Origin of the sequence: Ktedonobacter racemifer DSM 44963 (assembly GCF_000178855.1) — a bacterium.
Lineage (GTDB): Bacteria > Chloroflexota > Ktedonobacteria > Ktedonobacterales > Ktedonobacteraceae > Ktedonobacter > Ktedonobacter racemifer.
Genome location: NZ_ADVG01000003.1, coordinates 1,174,515 through 1,189,871 on the forward strand (window position 1 = coordinate 1,174,515; position 15,357 = coordinate 1,189,871).

The 15,357-nt window shown below is 52.8% G+C and carries 13 protein-coding genes; 10 read left to right on the forward strand and 3 right to left on the reverse strand.

What is annotated here, in order from left to right; genetic code table 11:
• Positions 1 to 24 precede the first annotated feature (24 nt).
• Both KRAC_RS34130 and KRAC_RS34135 read left to right on the forward strand, forming a co-directional pair.
• The gene (locus tag KRAC_RS34130; RefSeq protein ID WP_007915270.1) at positions 25 to 576 is read left to right on the forward strand and encodes a helix-turn-helix domain-containing protein; all 552 of its coding nucleotides are present in this window, start codon (positions 25 to 27) and stop codon (positions 574 to 576) included.
• A 437-nt stretch (positions 577 to 1,013) separates the two neighbouring features.
• Entirely contained in the window at positions 1,014 to 2,957 is a 1,944-nt protein-coding gene (locus tag KRAC_RS34135) for a glycoside hydrolase family 15 protein (protein ID WP_007915272.1), read from the forward strand.
• Between the two features lie 61 nt (positions 2,958 to 3,018).
• Here KRAC_RS34135 and KRAC_RS34140 read toward each other — a convergent pair whose 3' ends face one another.
• The gene (locus KRAC_RS34140; protein WP_007915274.1) at positions 3,019 to 4,308 is read right to left on the reverse strand and encodes a helix-turn-helix domain-containing protein; all 1,290 of its coding nucleotides are present in this window, start codon (positions 4,306 to 4,308) and stop codon (positions 3,019 to 3,021) included.
• Positions 4,309 to 4,450: 142 nt separating this feature from the next.
• On the opposite strand from KRAC_RS34140, the gene KRAC_RS34145 reads away from it, so the two are divergent.
• Positions 4,451 to 4,891, forward strand: a complete 441-nt coding sequence (locus KRAC_RS34145) for a GNAT family N-acetyltransferase (protein WP_007915276.1) — start codon at positions 4,451 to 4,453, stop codon at positions 4,889 to 4,891.
• A 45-nt stretch (positions 4,892 to 4,936) separates the two neighbouring features.
• Here the strand turns inward: KRAC_RS34145 and KRAC_RS63040 are convergent, their stop codons facing one another.
• A complete protein-coding gene (locus KRAC_RS63040; protein ID WP_007915280.1) occupies positions 4,937 to 7,267 on the reverse strand; it encodes an MBL fold/beta-CASP domain-containing RNA metallo-hydrolase in 2,331 nt (776 codons plus the stop codon).
• Positions 7,268 to 7,427: 160 nt separating this feature from the next.
• Positions 7,428 to 7,847: a GNAT family N-acetyltransferase gene (locus tag KRAC_RS34155; RefSeq protein ID WP_157507432.1), complete on the reverse strand. Its 420-nt coding sequence runs from the start codon at positions 7,845 to 7,847 to the stop codon at positions 7,428 to 7,430.
• Between the two features lie 268 nt (positions 7,848 to 8,115).
• Between KRAC_RS34155 and KRAC_RS34160 the strand changes: the two genes are divergently transcribed.
• The 7 genes from KRAC_RS34160 (at position 8,116) to KRAC_RS34190 (ending at position 15,320) form a co-directional block, all read left to right on the forward strand.
• Complete coding sequence (locus KRAC_RS34160; protein WP_007915284.1) at positions 8,116 to 8,739, forward strand: GNAT family N-acetyltransferase; 624 nt, start codon at positions 8,116 to 8,118, stop codon at positions 8,737 to 8,739.
• A gap of 363 nt (positions 8,740 to 9,102) precedes the next feature.
• Positions 9,103 to 10,257, forward strand: a complete 1,155-nt coding sequence (locus tag KRAC_RS63045) for a pentapeptide repeat-containing protein (RefSeq protein WP_007915286.1) — start codon at positions 9,103 to 9,105, stop codon at positions 10,255 to 10,257.
• A gap of 77 nt (positions 10,258 to 10,334) precedes the next feature.
• Positions 10,335 to 11,336, forward strand: coding sequence for an NADPH:quinone reductase (locus KRAC_RS34170; protein WP_007915288.1), 1,002 nt, complete (start codon positions 10,335 to 10,337; stop codon positions 11,334 to 11,336).
• 365 nt (positions 11,337 to 11,701) lie between these two features.
• Positions 11,702 to 12,400 carry an LLM class flavin-dependent oxidoreductase gene (locus tag KRAC_RS34175; RefSeq protein ID WP_274532163.1) on the forward strand — a complete coding sequence of 233 codons (699 nt, stop codon included), beginning with the start codon at positions 11,702 to 11,704 and terminating at the stop codon, positions 12,398 to 12,400.
• Between the two features lie 190 nt (positions 12,401 to 12,590).
• Entirely contained in the window at positions 12,591 to 13,199 is a 609-nt protein-coding gene (locus KRAC_RS34180) for an IS607 family transposase (protein ID WP_007904019.1), read from the forward strand.
• Positions 13,168 to 14,625 carry an RNA-guided endonuclease InsQ/TnpB family protein gene (locus KRAC_RS34185; RefSeq protein ID WP_040445539.1) on the forward strand — a complete coding sequence of 486 codons (1,458 nt, stop codon included), beginning with the start codon at positions 13,168 to 13,170 and terminating at the stop codon, positions 14,623 to 14,625. Before KRAC_RS34180 ends, KRAC_RS34185 begins: the two co-directional genes overlap by 32 nt.
• A 164-nt stretch (positions 14,626 to 14,789) precedes the next feature.
• Positions 14,790 to 15,320: a GNAT family N-acetyltransferase gene (locus KRAC_RS34190; RefSeq protein ID WP_007915292.1), complete on the forward strand. Its 531-nt coding sequence runs from the start codon at positions 14,790 to 14,792 to the stop codon at positions 15,318 to 15,320.
• Positions 15,321 to 15,357 lie beyond the last annotated feature (37 nt).

Below are 15,357 nucleotides of genomic sequence, written 5' to 3' on the forward strand. Positions count from 1 at the left end.
TCTCACATGTGAGACAATGGTATCATGGATACAATCGAACTACTCTTACATCCAGTGAGGCTTCGCATCGTGCACGCCATGTCTGGTGGGCGAACCCTCACGACTTTCCAACTGCGCGCTCGGATGCCCGATGTCTCGAAGGCCACCATGTACCGGCAGATCGGCCTACTTGTCGATGGAGGCATCCTCGAGGTGGAAGGTGAACAGAAGGTGGGTGGCACCGTCGAACGCCGGTACCGGCTACGAGGGCCGAGTACGGTGATCAGTGCCGACGCGGCCGCGTCGGTATCACTGGAAGACTATCGCCGCGCATTCGCCACGGCGATGACCGCCTTGCTTGGCGAGTTCAACGCCTACCTCGACCGGGGCCACGCTGACCCGACAGCCGACTCTGTAGGATTCCGGCAACATTCGCTTTGGCTCAGCCCAAACGAGCGCGACGAACTGATCAGTGAGATGCGCAAGGCAATCGTACCACGGTTGAAAAACGAACCCGCGCCGGACCGCAGGCAACACCTTCTCAGCCCGATCCTGTTCCCAATCGAGGACTTGCCACCACAGACACCTGGGAAGTAAGTCCATAGGCTGGTCGGTGTTTGTTTGATGGGTGAGTACCTAAACGTTGCACATTTTTACGAAAGAGAGCCTTTACCACACAGCGTGTTGATCTCCTGACTGTCCTCTCCCCATTGCCGCACGAAGGCTGGTCACGCTCGGCAATGGTGACGGGGGCGGGCAAGGTCCGGGAACGGACTGTGCTGTTCTATGCGCAGTGGCTGGTGAGCCACGAACGGCCGCACGTCAAGCAGGTCAAACGCATCGTCAACACGACGCATATGTAGGGTTATTTACAACGCTCATTAGCCTACACGTAGCCCCCCAAAAGCCCTTTCGTCTTGTCTGACAATATTCCATACTTTTTTTATCTCATGAAGATGCGCTGCGAAGTTGCAGCGTCATTGCCATCATGGCTGTGCATACGAGGGCCATTGCATAGAGGGGATGTGGGTTATATGACACAACCAGACCACCGGTATCACCCGATCAATTCCTATGGCGTCATCGGCGACTGCCACTCAGCGGCATTGGTCGCCCCCGATGGCTCAATTGATTGGGGCTGCTTCCCAGATTTCGATAGTCCCGCTGTCTTCTGTCGCCTGCTCGATGCTGAGCAGGGAGGATACTTCCAGATTGCACCTACGGACAAGACGCTAGGAGGAAAACAGCGTTACCTGCCTAACAGTAATGTCTTGCAGACGACCTTTACTGGCGAGCAGGGACGCGCCACACTTACGGATTTTATGCCTGTGGAGGGCCTGAGCGCCTGGTCATATCGGACCCTCAATAACAATACCTGGTTGCACGAAAACGGCTCCTGTCACTCCCTGGTACGCATTATTAGCTGCCAGGATGGACATATGGACCTCACGATGTGTTTCAAAGCGACGCCTAACTATGCTATATCGGCAGCGACCGTCCAGCTCATTGAGGAGAAAAGCGGCGTCATCTGTACCAGCCACGAGCAACATGTCGGCCTGGCCATCCTCGGGATGCATGACATTCATGCGTTTAGTATCCATATGGAGCATGGACCACAAGCACGGCATGCAAGCATTATTGCGCACTTCACACTCTATGAAGGCGAGCGCCTGACCTTCGCACTTGGTGTAGGGCGTAGCCAGCGCGCGGTACACCGTCTCGTGTCCTGGGACCTCCTCCAGCGCAACTTCGATTGGGAGCTATCACACACCCTCTCGTGCTGGCGCAAATGGATCGCGACGTGCGAGTATGACGGCCCCTATGCCGAATGGGTGAAGCGCAGCGCCCTCACGCTAAAGATGCTCTGCTATGCACCTACAGGCGCGCTTGTAGCCTCGCCCACAACCTCCCTGCCAGAAGAGATAGGCGGTGTACGCAACTGGGATTACCGCTATACCTGGCTGCGCGACTCCTCATTCACTCTCTATGCTCTCAACATGCTTGGCTTTACCGAAGAGACACGCGCCTTCACACGCTGGCTGCTCCATCTCTCTTATACAGACGGTGAGGACCTCCAGATCATGTACGGCATTCGTGGCGAGCGCGAACTACCGGAAAAGCTCCTCACGCACCTCAGTGGTTATCGCAACTCACAGCCGGTCCGCGTCGGGAACGCAGCGGTCAAACAGAAGCAGCTCGATGTCTTTGGCGAGGTCCTGGACTGCATTCACCTCTACTGGAGCATGGGTAACTATGAGCGTTATGGCGAGCAGCCCAATGGCCCTCTCTGGCAGCTCTTGAGCATCCTGGTCGAGCATGTCTGCCAGCACTGGCAAGATACGGATAATGGCATCTGGGAGGTACGCGGCGATCCCACGCACTTCGTTCACTCCAAGGTGATGTGCTGGGTCGCGCTCGACCGAGGCATACGCATGGCTCAGCGATACCACCTGGCGGCCGACCTTGAACGCTGGAAGAAGGTACGCCAGAGCGTCCATGAAGATATTATGATGCATGGCTATAACCCGGTTCTCCAGAGCTTCACCCAGCGCTACAGCGATACCGCCCTTGATGCCTCAAACCTGATCATGCCCCTGGTTGGCTTTATCGCCCCCGATGATCCACGCATGGTCAGCACCATCGAGCGTACACTTGAACGCCTTACCGACCAGCAGGGCTTTGTCTATCGTTATCGCAACGAAGACGGCCTGACTGGGGACGAGGGAACCTTCACCATCTGCACCTTCTGGCTAATTGAGAATCTCGCTCTCCAGGGGCGCGTCGAAGAAGCCCGCCAACTCTTCGAACGCGCCCTGGCGTGCGCTGGTCCCCTGGGACTCTTCTCTGAAGAGGTATCCCCTGTGAATAAACTCTCACTCGGGAACTATCCCCAGGCCCTTACCCATATCGCACTCATCAATAGCGCCACCACGCTACACCGGGCAGAGCAACGCAGGAAGGACGACAAATCTGCCTGATGTTTTTTGGGTGGGTGATGTGGTGTGCTGTGGCAGCCGCAGGCTGCCACAGCACACCACATCACCCACCGTAAGATTTGTGACAGGTCCTGGCATAATCCGCGATCACCGGATGGAGCAGGTAGCGCCCCTGGTCATTTACCTCAAGCAGGCCAGCATCTACCAGTAGATCGAGCGTCGCTCCATCGCCGACACTGACACTGGCTGCCAGGGCCACCTCCTCAGAGAAGCTCAATGGCTTCGTGGGTAGGGTGGCAAGCATGGCCAGGGTACGCAATGCACACACATCCAGGCGCGACGTTGTCCGCTCAATGCACTCGCGCAAAGAGCAGGTCGCACCTGGTTCACCAAAGGCCGAAGGCATACGCAATTGCAGGCGCGCAGAGGCATGGCTCAGGTATTCCAGAGCATGCTGGAGGCGGCGAGGCTGGCGACCATTAGCCTGGGCTTGCAGGTATCTACCAAGCAAGCATAGCGCCAGGGGTAAACCACCTGTCGCAGAGACAAGCGGGCGCAACGATTGATAGCGCTCCTCGCGAATACCAGGAATAAAGCTTGCTAGCAGGTCTAGGCTCTCCTCCAGGGATAGCTCTGGTACCTGGAAGGAAACAATATTGGCGAAGTAATACGCCAGCGCGGGTATACGCGTCGTGAGCAGGTAGGCGCAATGGGGACCACCAACCTGTAATGTTTGTGCATCTTCTAACGTCCAGGCATCATCAAGGAGAAGGAGAAGGCGTCGCGGGCCAATGGTGGCGCGTAGCAGCATGGCCAGGGTCTCCGGGTTTTCCGAACGTTCCAGAAAAATCGCATTAATCCCCAGGACACGCCCCCAATGGCGTAACAAGGCCACGAGATCGGGTGAAGGTCCTAAAGATGCCCACAGCGTTCCATCACAGAAGTGGGCCGTTATCTCCTGGTCGCGGGCCATGGTTATCGCCAGCGAGGTCTTGCCTATGCCTGGAAGGCCATACAGTGCCGCGCAGGCGGGCAACTCCTGGTCACAGAGACAGGTTTTTAGAGAGCGTAATAGGGTCTGGCGCTCAAGCACATTCTTCTGTGATAGAGGGAGCGCCGGATCATAGATTACCTGTGGGAACGCATGCATGCAACTATGCGTACAGATGGGACACGGATATAAAGGCGGGTCGTCATGAAAAAGTCCTAGCTCCTGGGGAAGCCTGGCATATAGTTCACATAACTTTTGTAAGAAAAAGGCGCTGGGGAAGGCGACTCCGCGCTCCCAGCGCCCAATTGTCTTGGCGTCAGCGATGCCGATCTGGCCCGCCACATATTCACGCGTCCATCCTCTGCGCTGCCGCTCACGCAGCAGTAGCTCATTTGGCTGCATCCTGGCGTGTCTTCCCACATTCCGACCCCTTCCACCATACACAATTTCCACTTCACCTTAATGCTTGACGCTGCAAATATAATACAACTCAGCTCTCCTCTCTTTCAAAGAGATGCGCATCAATTTCGAAGGAAAATACACAATGGACCATCAGATTAAGGCCTTGTCTAAGCCAAATTCAGAATTTGTAGCCTATCTACATGAGCAGATCAGAGAATTTAATAACCAGCAATCGCCCGCGCATAAACAGGCCAGGGTTGAAGGCGCGGTAAAACCAGTGCATATCATGGTTGTAGATAAAGATGGTCAATGGCAAGGCGGCATTACAGCCGAAATCTACTGGAACTGGCTGGAGCTTAGTGATTTCTGGCTGCCGGATACGCTTCGCGGCCAGGGCCTCGGCAGTTCAATCCTGGAGCAGGTTGAAAACATAGGCAGGGAACATGGGGCGAGTAAAGTCTTATTAACCACCTTCGAGTTCCAGGGCCGCACCTTCTATGAGCGTCATGGCTACAAAGTCGTTGGCTTGGTAGAGGATTATCCTCCGGGCACAAATTACTATACGATGGTAAAGGTGCTTTAGAGAAAGCGCTACTTTACGTACACATCTACTCTATTTATGCAATTATTATTTGAGTCGGATATTTGCTGAACGTACTTTATGGTGTTGGCCCGCTGTGGGTCCAGCCTGCCACTGAATTTCGAAGAGGCGCCATGAGCTTTTACCAGTCAAGATGGCTGGCTGGTCGTTGACCGTGACTGCAGCGCCCACGCCGGCACGAATGAGCGCGAGATGCTGAGAAAAACCGGGATTCTTCTCTATTTGCTCGCTCTCCAGAGGAAGCCAGCTCTCTCCTTCGCGGTTGAATAGTTCGCGACCATGCGCCAGTAGCTCCAGGCCCCAGGCTAGCCGCTCGTCTTCATCTGCGACCTGGGTACAGAGCTGAACATAGGTAAAGGGCTGGCCCTGGGCACGCTCCCAGCAGATGAACAAGTCTATCCAGCAGTTATCGAGCTGCTTACGCCAGGCCTGAAGCTGCTGCTTTATCTCTCCCGGCGCCAGGGTGAGCCATTCTGGGCGCCTTACGCCTGGTAGCAGTTGGATGACGTTGAGGGGTCTCTGGGCCTGCTTCCACTGGTCCGCAACGAGCGAGAGCGTGCCGTCTTGGGGTGCGCTCAGCACCAGCGCGATTTGTGGGCTGGCGTTCTGTCCCTGTACAAACACCATTTCGCCTGGCTCAAGGTCTATGAGAGGCGTGAGGCGCTGTATGGCTTCAGAAGCGCGGGGCTGATAGGTTGTCTGCGCTCCCAGGCGACCCAGTTTGAAATGGGTGGTGGCATCGCGTAACACCTGCTCGATGAGAGAGCGGAGTGCTGGGCGATAGTCTGGGCCGTAATAGTGTTGACCCAGCTCCACGGAGGTCCAGGGGCGGAACGGCCCATGAGTATGAGCCTTCTCCCAGAGCGCCTGTAGCGTTGGAGAAGGCATGTCCTGGACAGGATCACCTTCCGCGAGAAGAGGCGTGACATCTGGTAATAAGGCGTCTGCATGCATGGCTCTTTGCGAGGTGGCAGAAGATACCAGCACCTTTGCAGTAGGTGTGATGGAGAGGGTAGTACCAACGTTAGGAATAGCGACGGAGAGATGCTTGAAACGCTGTGAAAGTGCCTCTAGCGCCTCGCTGTCGCCGTGGACTAGTATGAGACGCGCAGGCTGTACTTTACTGACGACAGCCTGAATCTGGTTGGAGTCCGCGTGACCGGAGAGATTGTAGCGCGTGACCTGGCAATTAAGCGTCACAAACTGCTCACCAATACGGATGCGGTCGCCCTGCTTAGCGTTGAGCAGCGCATAGCCAGGACTCTCCTCATCCTGGTAACCGGTAAAGAGCAGGCAATCTTGCTCACGTGCGGCAATATCTAGCGCATACAGAGGAGAGGCGCCGCCAGAAAGCATACCCGAGCTACTGATAACCATCTTGGGTTTAGTATGCAGTACAAGGCCCTGGCGCTCAAACGAACGCACGGAAAAGACATGCAGTTGAGGATCGGCGAAGAGTGGTCGTCGCCCATTGACCAGGTGGCGCTGGAGGGTTGGTTGCAAGTCGTGGGACTGCTGTTGGTACACGTCACAGACCGAGCGCACCATGCCATCCAGGTAAATGGGAACAGGCGATATCTTACCACTGGCACGATAGGCCTTCAGAATCAAAATAATCTCTTGCGCGCGCCCCACTGCGAAGGCAGGACAGAGAATGCGGCCTCCCCGTGCCAGCACGGCCTGCACAGTTGCCGCTAGCTTCTGCTCCTCTTCCTTACGGCTAGAGTGGGAACGATTGCCATAGGTCCCCTCGGTAATCATCACATCGGCTCTGGGCAGCGCATTGATATCCAGGCCTTTGATGGTGCGCTGATCGGTCAACGAGATATCGCCGGTATGAAAGAGGGTGCCCTCAGGAGTCTCTAAGAAAAGCATGGCTGCGCCCAGAATATGGCCAGCTGGAATAAACTGTACTGTGATGTCGGGAGAACCTGCAAGAGGTGCGAAAGGTTGGCGAAAACCCATTACCTGTATGCGCCCCAGAAAGGCATCAACCTGCTCAGCATTGTAGAGCGGAGTCTCACCATCTGGGCGTAGATGTTCCTGCTCCATAATACGCACAGAGTCGCGAAGCAGCACCTCTGTCAGAACACGTGTACTTTCAGTGGCATAAATTGGGATATGCGGCAAGAGCGAGGCAATAAGGGGCAGAGCACCAGTGTGATCAATGTGAGCATGGGTGATGATAAGCGCTTCAGGCGGCTGCTTATCTAACAGGGAGAGATCAGGAAGGCGAGATTGTCCTTCGCGAGCCGCGGGGCGCATCCCTCCATCAACCAGCAGTTTACGACCCACCACCTGAAGAAGCGTGCAGGACGCACCAACCTCCGAGGCACCACCTAAAAATGTAAGCTCCATAAATAATCTCCCTCTTCTATGCAACTGGCATACTTCCCCACAGCTAACATATATACAATCAGCCAGCGTGGATACTCTATACTCTCTATCCACACTTCTATCCCGCTAGAGCAGTATAACGTATCTCTTCCCATCAAGCCATATACATCTAGGCGGTTTGTTAAAAAAAGCGTATCATGCCCGGCCCATAACCCTTTGTAGGCCGCTTCATAAAGCCGTAAGATAAATAGAAGTCTTCCACGCCGTCCGCCGCCATCAGGCCTACAAAGCTCCCCTTGCGCGCATACTTTTCCACATATGCCATAATCTTTGCCATCATAGCCCGGCCCAGCTTTTGCCCCTGGTAAGCAGGCAAGACAATGATATCCTGGATATAGAAACACAGGCCCCCATCACCAATGACGCGCCCACAGCCAACTATCTCTTCCCCATCCAACACACACACCCAATATAAGCTATTCTGGAGACTCATCTGAGCCGCCTCGCCATCTACTTCTCCCCACCCAACGCTCAAGCGCAGATAGCGAAACGCCTCCAGCGTAGGAGCTTGTTCAACAATATGATATTGCGCTTCTTCCATAGACATTCTTCTTATCCATCCTTTCAGTTATAACATCACACAGCTATAGGCAGAAAATCCGCTTACCAGTACTATAAGAAGTCTAACGGTATTATAAAAGACACCTTGATACTTTTTATTCTTGCCCTTTTATTTGACCCGTTCCCCTCGTGCTCAGTACGCTTATATTTGCACTTGTTTGCTTATACGTGCTATTAATGTAGCGTTGCACCTCTATTTAATCACCTCCGCATACAGCTATGAAAGTGAGGCCTTTAAGAACAATAGCATGGAAAATATGAAAGAATACCAGACTCACATGCAGGAGAAACCAATTTTCAGCATTATCGGAGAAAAAGTTGCACTCGGCCCCATCCGCCGTGAGCTCATCCCGCTTTACCAGCGCTGGATCAACGATTTCGAGGTACTGCGCACGCTACACATTCCGCGTCCCTCTACACTTGAAGAAATTCAGGCCAGCTATGAGGCTGACGTCGCGGCGGAACGCCAGCGCAAAGTCGTCTACTTCACCATTTATGACCGTGACACATTGCAACCTATCGGCAGAACAGACTTATGTAACATCAATTATCGCGACCGCACTGCCGATTTCGGCATTGAGATTGGTGAGGCCGCGTATCGCGGGCGTGGCTATGGTACTGAGACCATTCGTTTGATGCTCGATTACGCTTTCACCGGCCTGGGTCTACACAATATTATGCTCGAAACATGGGAATATAACCGCGCTGGGCAGGGAGCTTATAAAAAGGCCGGTTTCCAAGAAATTGGACGTCGCCATCAAGCCAAGTTCATGAACGGCAAGTTCTGGGACATAGTTTACATGGAATGCCTGTCCACAGAGTTTGTCAGTCCTGTTCTTGGCCAGATACTAGTACCTGATGAGCTACGCTGACAAGTGGATTTAGAGCAAAGATGAAAGTTCCATCTCATCCCCTCAAGTTATCACTTCTAGCAACAGGAAGAATTACGACATTTTCCTCAGAGCATTGGGAAATGTCGTAAGTAGTACAAATTGATTTAGCCTTATAGCTCATTTTCTTTTACAACCTGTATCTGCTGCCATTCATCCTTTAGTACGCGACAAGAGCGTTTAACATGACTATTATCTAGGCAATCATATCCATTTTTAGGAGCTTTGTGCAAATAGCGTCTTTTTTAGTAGAGAGCAAAGATAAGAATTACAAAATAACAAATACGGGGGCTTACTCCAATAATGCGTTTATGGGTTGAAGAACTTAGTAACCGGATAAAAGCGATGTTTAGTCATCAGAGTGTGTGGTATGGAGCTGTGTTTATTCTGGTATTGCTAACAACCACCCTCTGCATAATCATGGGATATATCTATCGCTGGGATTGGATTGGCGTAGCGGATAAGAAGCTCTGGGACTGGCTTAGCATCTTAATCGTGCCCTTCGCGGTCGCGCTGGCCGGGACAATATACACTCACGTACACAATCAGAGTGAGCGCGAGGAGGCGCGCCAGAAAGAGGCTCAGGAACACGAACTGGCATTGGACAATCAGCGTGAAGCGGCACTACAGACCTACTTTGATCGCATGTCAGAGCTATTGCTAGATAAACAATTAGAAACGAATTCCCAGGCCATGGCCATTGCTCATGCACGTACAGTCACAGTGTTGCGCATGCTTGATCCGGCGCGGAGAGCGAGCGTCTTGCGTTTTCTGGGAGATGTAAATCTCGCGTGCCGAATTTTGAATCGGGATATGCGTGGTCTCGACCTCAATAGTACAGATCTCTCTTCGGCACATTTAAAGCAGGTCATGCTGATCCTGGTAAACCTCATCGAGGCAAACCTTAAGCGTGCCGATTTGTCTGAAGCCAATCTGGAGAAAGCCTGGATGAGGTCGGCAAACCTGGGCAAGGCTAATCTGGAAGATACTAACCTATGGCGTGCCGACCTGAGCCGAGCCCGTCTGGATGAAGCTAACCTCCACTGGGTCAATCTCGTCGAGGCCAACCTCTACCGCGCAAGCCTCCTTGAAACCGATCTAACGGGAGCGAACCTATGGCGCGCACAGCTCAACAAGACGCGCCTTGACAATGCAAGATTACGCTGGGCCAACCTGATAGAAGCCAATCTGTCAGGGGCCACCCTTCTAGGCGCAGACCTCACAGGCGCAAACCTCAAAGGTACTAATCTGGAGAATGCAAACTTCAGCGGAGCAATCCTTGTGAAAACGCAGTTCATCGACGTGCGAGGCGTCACCAGTGAACAAATGGAAGACTTTCGTAAGCGAGGCGCATACACACAAATACAGCCAGGGGGTTCACAGGTATTGGACATCATCAATATAGAAGCTTCTTCACAGACAGAGATAGAAGGGGCACAAATCATATCAACCGAAGAGTATATGGACGAGGCAGATTCGATGCAACAAAAAATAAAGTAAAATCGATCCAGGTACAATAAAAAAAGAGAGCGGATATCTGTACAGCAACTAATAGAGTGCATGGGAAGGAATAGCGCATGGCAAGCCAGAAGACAATGAAGGCAGCATATATTGATCGACCTGGAGGTGCTGATAAGATCATTTATGGTGATCTCCCTATCCCTACACCAGGGCCGCGCGACATTCTTGTCAAAGTCGTCGCCGTAACGGTCAACACAGTCGATATTTATATTCGAGGAGGAGTTTTTCAGACACCACTCCCACAGCCCTTTATTATCGGGCGTGATGTGACAGGCATCGTGGTGGAGGTGGGAGAAGAGGTCTCGCTCTTTCATCCCGGAGAGCGCGTCTGGGCCAATAACCAGGGCTATGATGGTCGCCAGGGAACCTTTGCCGAGTACGTCAGTATCCATGAATGCCTGCTCTATCACCTACCACCTAATGTTGACCTCCATGAGTCCGTTACAGTGCTACACTCAGGACTTACCGCCATCATTGGCCTCTTTAACAAAGCCCAGATACGTGATAAAGAGTGCATCTTCGTCAATGGCGGAGATGGCTCGGTAGGAACCGCGATTATTCAACTGGCCCGTGCCATGGGAGCGCAGATAATTGTCACATCAGGCAATGAACAGAAGGCGCGCTGGTGCGAAGAGTTGGGAGCTGACCTGGTTATCAACTACAAGACGCAAAATGTGAACCTGGCACTCAAACATTTCGCGCCTCAAGGCGTCAATGTATACTGGGATGCCACGCCCCAGCCGGATATAGAATGCGCGCTCAACGCTATTGCGCAGCGTGGGCGCATCATCTTTATGTCTGGCCCCCTGCACCAGACCACCCTCATGGTGGGTCCGTTCTATATGAAAAACTGTACGCTCTATGGCTTTACCGTGACAGACGCCACAATTGATGAGTTACACACCTGTGCCTCACAGATTGACTATTGGCTAGGTAGGGGCGTACTCAAAGGCAGAACCGCGCTCAAACTACCGCTCTCACAGGCAGCCGCCGCGCACAGGATATATGAAACGCAATCCCTCTCCGGAAAGATTGTTCTCTCGCCTGACTGGGATTAGCTTCTTCTCCTGCAAAGCACGCTTAATATCAGACATTATATTGGGCCTATAATAGCTCAAAGCTACGGCCCTTAGAGACACCGTTTCCCCAAACATATAGCCCAAAGCACGTCTATAGGAAAATGGTAAAAATGGATAAGAAGACCAGTATCTTTTGTGAATATGACAGAGGATGACATTAATAGCCCGGTATACTCTTTGCAGATTAAGAAGAGGACCAGCAAAGGAGTAGCATTATGCGTTACGGCTTCGTCATTCCTATTGGAGATGTGCAAACCATCGCGGAACTGGCCCGGTTAGGAGAAGAGGCTGGTTGGGACGGCATGTTTTACTAGGATGGTATCTGTATCGAGTCAATGGCCGAGATGTATGATCCCTGGATTGTTATGGCAGCAATGGCCATGCGCACAAAGCACGTGCGCATGGGAGCCATCATTACACCCCTCTCACGTCGTCGCCCCTGGAAAGTAGCACGCGAAACCGTCACCCTTGATCATCTCTCACAGGGGCGTCTCGTTTTACCTGTTGGATTAGGAGCACTCGGCGATAAAGGTTTTGGCAATGTTGGTGAAGTGACAGACCGCAAGGGACGCGCCGAACTGCTCGATGAAAGCCTGGATATTATCACTGGCTTGTGGAGCGCTCAGCCTTTCAGCTACCAGGGGAAACACTATCATCTCGAAGAGATGGCTTTTCGTCCAACCCCAGTTCAGCAACCACGTATTCCGATCTGGGTTGTGGGAGCATGGCCGCGCGCAAAATCAATAAATCGCGCCATGCGTTATGACGGCCTGCTCCCAACGAAAATGGAGCAAGATGATCCAGTAACACCAGAAGATATACGTGCTATGCGTGAGCATATCGCCAGTCAGCGAAAGCAGGCAACCCCTTTTGATATTATCTGGGAAGGAGAGACACCTGGAGATGACACAGAGCAGGCGGCAGCTATTGTGCGTCCCTGGGCCGAGGCTGGCGCGACCTGGTGGCTAGAATCGCGCTGGTCAGCTTCAAACATTGAAGAGGTACGCATACGCATCCAACAGGGTCCGCCACACCTCGCCTAGATTATCATCCTTTCGCCCATTTGACGCGCATCGCAACTCCTGCCTATTTTCCATCTCATTGGAAAGACATCCTACTCCAAGATATACTTAAGAGCCATTGATAATTTCATGTATCCATTTTGTATAAGCAACCATCACAAAGTATCATCATCTCTTGCATATCTCAAGCAGATAGAGTATACTTGGATGTATGAAGTTATCGAGTTATGCCAAGAAGATTGGGATCAGTTATAACAGCGCCTGGCGTATGTGGAAACGCGGCCAGATTCCCGGCTATCAATTGCCCACCGGCACCGTGATCATTGATCCGCCAGAGCTTCGCTCGGTTCCGGTCCACGCCGTCGCTGTGTATGCTCGTGTTTCAAGCAGCGAAAACAAAGACAACCTGGAAAGGCAAGCCGAGCGGCTGGTGACCTGGTGCAATGCCCAAGGCTGGTCGGTCAGCAAAGTCGTCAAAGAGTGCGGCAGTGGCATCAACGATCAGCGGCCCAAGTTTCTGGCGCTGCTGGCAGATCCCAAAATCGGGCAGATCGTGGTTGAACACAAAGATCGCGCTTCTCGCTTTGGCGTGGCCTATATTCAGACCTTGTTGGCTATGCAAGGACGGAAACTGGTCATCGTCAACACCGCTGATACCGCCGAAGATGATCTCATGGGCGATTTTATCAGCATCATTCCCTCGTTTTGCGCTCGTCTTTATGGTCGCAGACGAGCCAAACGCAAGACGGAACAAGTGCTAGCGGCTTTGCAGCAGAATGGACCCGCTCGTGAGCAAGAAGCCCCAAAAAGCCTCGCTTGATGAGAAAAAAAAGCGCAAGCGCAAAAAGAAGACAAAGCAGACCATCACTCGAGCGGTGACCCATATCCGTCTCATTGAGGCCAATCCTGGCAAACTTGAGGCGCTCGATCAGCTTGTGGCGGTTTACTTGCCGCTGTGCCAACAGTACACCACCCTGTTTTGCGAGGCCGAGACAAGCCCGGACAAGTACCAAGAAACCGTCTTCAAAACCGATCTTTCAGACCGCTTGCATCGAGTGGCAATACAGCAAGCCGCAGGCATTGCCAAAAGCGTTCGCACGAATCGAGCGAACGCCTATCAGGCGTACCTGGAAGATGTGGCTGATTACGCTCAGGCCAAGGCCAAAGCTCAGGCGGAAGGCCGGATGTCCGCCTTCAAACGCCGCGAACCGACCTGGACCGAATGGGATCTCCCTGTGCTGCGTGTGCCAGTCATCCAAGCCAATGTCAACGTGGTGGTGCTCGAGAAGTCGGAGGACTCCACGTTCGACTACTGGCTGCGCGTGTCCACCTTAGATGTCGGGAATCCGCTTCGAGTCCCAGTCAAACTCGCCTCCTATCACAAACGAGCACTCGAAGGCCGCACGCTCAATGCGTCTACAACACTTCACAAGCGCAATGGAGTCTGGTGGCTGACGCTCTCCTTTGACGAGGACGTTCCTCTTCAAACCAAGCCTGACGCCCCTACAGTAGGCGTCGATGTGGGCATTGCCCATTTCCTCACGACCTCCACCAATAAAGAGTATGGCAGTTTTCATGGCAAGATGGCCCGACAGCACAAGCACGATCGGGAAAAGCGTCGCCGCAAGGCGAAACTGCGAGCCTGTCTGGAAAAGAAAGGCGTCCCAAAGGGCAAGCTTCCTTCGACAAGTTCTGAAACGTCGCAACGCTTGAGCCGTCACGTCAAGCAAGAGATCAACCGGGCGGTCAATGCGTTGGTCAAAGATCATCGAGATGCCAGACTCATTTATGAGGACCTCAATGTGGCCTCGATGCGCTTCAAAGCAAGGGTGATGAACAGTTATCTGTATGCTTCTCACCTGGGGCATATCCCAGAGCAGCTGGCCTGGGCCGCCGCCAAACAGGGCATGGCAGCCCACACGGTCCGAGCCGCCTATTCCTCTCAGGAATGCCCCCGCTGCCATTATGTCGATCGCGCTAATCGGCCGAACCAGAAAACCTTCAAGTGCCTGGTCTGTGGTTACGCAGACCAGGCCGACCGCAAAGCCGCACAGACGCTCGCGGGACGCTGGGGGGATCGGAAACTGGCGGCATGTCGCTCGACCTCGGAGGTCAAGGCGCTCCTCATGACGCGGCATGAAGCGTGGAAACAGCAGAATCAGCAGAGGATCCAGGATGCCGGGCCTCCCGTCCAGTTGAGCTTCTGGGATCCCCCAGAGATGTTCCTGGAATCATCTCACGAGTGAACATCTCTCAGTAGAGAGAGGTGCATAGGATGCTCGTAGTGCATCCTCCCGCCTAGTCCGCTGTTTGGTAAACAGGCGTAGGTTAAAGTGAGAAGGATAATCATTGCAATAGATGGTTATGCTTTGATCAACTATCTATCGAGAAACGGAGAAGCAAAGAAAGTATGTCGCAAAGGCTGAAACGTTGGATGATGCGCCTGGCACTCACAGAGCAACAAGAGGCTTCAACCTGGAACGCTCGCCCTATTTCACAGCATGATGTCCCACTTCTTGGGGAGTTATTGTATGAAGCCTATCGCAACACCATCGATGATGAAGGCGAGACATCGGACGAAGCCCTGAAAGAAATGGAGGGGACATTTGCAGGGAAATATGGTCTTGTACTGACAACATGCTCTTTCCTCATTGAGGAGAAGGAACGTATACTGGCTGCGTCAGTGCTGACTGATTGGACAAATGACCAGACAGGAAAGAAACAGCCGCTGCTATCTTTTCTCATGACCCATTCCGATGCCAAAGGGAAAGGGATAGCAACCTTTCTGCTCAAAAAGAGTATCAACGCGCTATTAGCTCAAGGTGAGAAAGAACTCGTGCTCTTTGTAACCGTTGGCAATGATGCAGCCCAGCATATCTACCAGAAACTCGGCTTTCAAATTGAAGAGGAATTTGAGACTGATCGCATCAAACTTGTTTGAACCATCGATCTCCTGATGTAATACGTTTTGTCAAAGG

Coding starts and splice junctions, on each gene's coding strand:
- KRAC_RS34190 (WP_007915292.1), top strand. CDS start 14,790: ATGTCGCAAAGGCTGAAACGTTGGATGATGCGCCTGGCACTCACAGAG.
- KRAC_RS34170 (WP_007915288.1), top strand. CDS start 10,335: ATGGCAAGCCAGAAGACAATGAAGGCAGCATATATTGATCGACCTGGA.
- KRAC_RS34160 (WP_007915284.1), top strand. CDS start 8,116: ATGGAAAATATGAAAGAATACCAGACTCACATGCAGGAGAAACCAATT.
- KRAC_RS34135 (WP_007915272.1), top strand. CDS start 1,014: ATGACACAACCAGACCACCGGTATCACCCGATCAATTCCTATGGCGTC.
- KRAC_RS34180 (WP_007904019.1), top strand. CDS start 12,591: ATGAAGTTATCGAGTTATGCCAAGAAGATTGGGATCAGTTATAACAGC.
- KRAC_RS34175 (WP_274532163.1), top strand. CDS start 11,702: ATGTATGATCCCTGGATTGTTATGGCAGCAATGGCCATGCGCACAAAG.
- KRAC_RS63045 (WP_007915286.1), top strand. CDS start 9,103: ATGTTTAGTCATCAGAGTGTGTGGTATGGAGCTGTGTTTATTCTGGTA.
- KRAC_RS63040 (WP_007915280.1), bottom strand. CDS start 7,267: ATGGAGCTTACATTTTTAGGTGGTGCCTCGGAGGTTGGTGCGTCCTGC.
- KRAC_RS34155 (WP_157507432.1), bottom strand. CDS start 7,847: ATGGAAGAAGCGCAATATCATATTGTTGAACAAGCTCCTACGCTGGAG.
- KRAC_RS34145 (WP_007915276.1), top strand. CDS start 4,451: ATGGACCATCAGATTAAGGCCTTGTCTAAGCCAAATTCAGAATTTGTA.
- KRAC_RS34140 (WP_007915274.1), bottom strand. CDS start 4,308: ATGCAGCCAAATGAGCTACTGCTGCGTGAGCGGCAGCGCAGAGGATGG.
- KRAC_RS34130 (WP_007915270.1), top strand. CDS start 25: ATGGATACAATCGAACTACTCTTACATCCAGTGAGGCTTCGCATCGTG.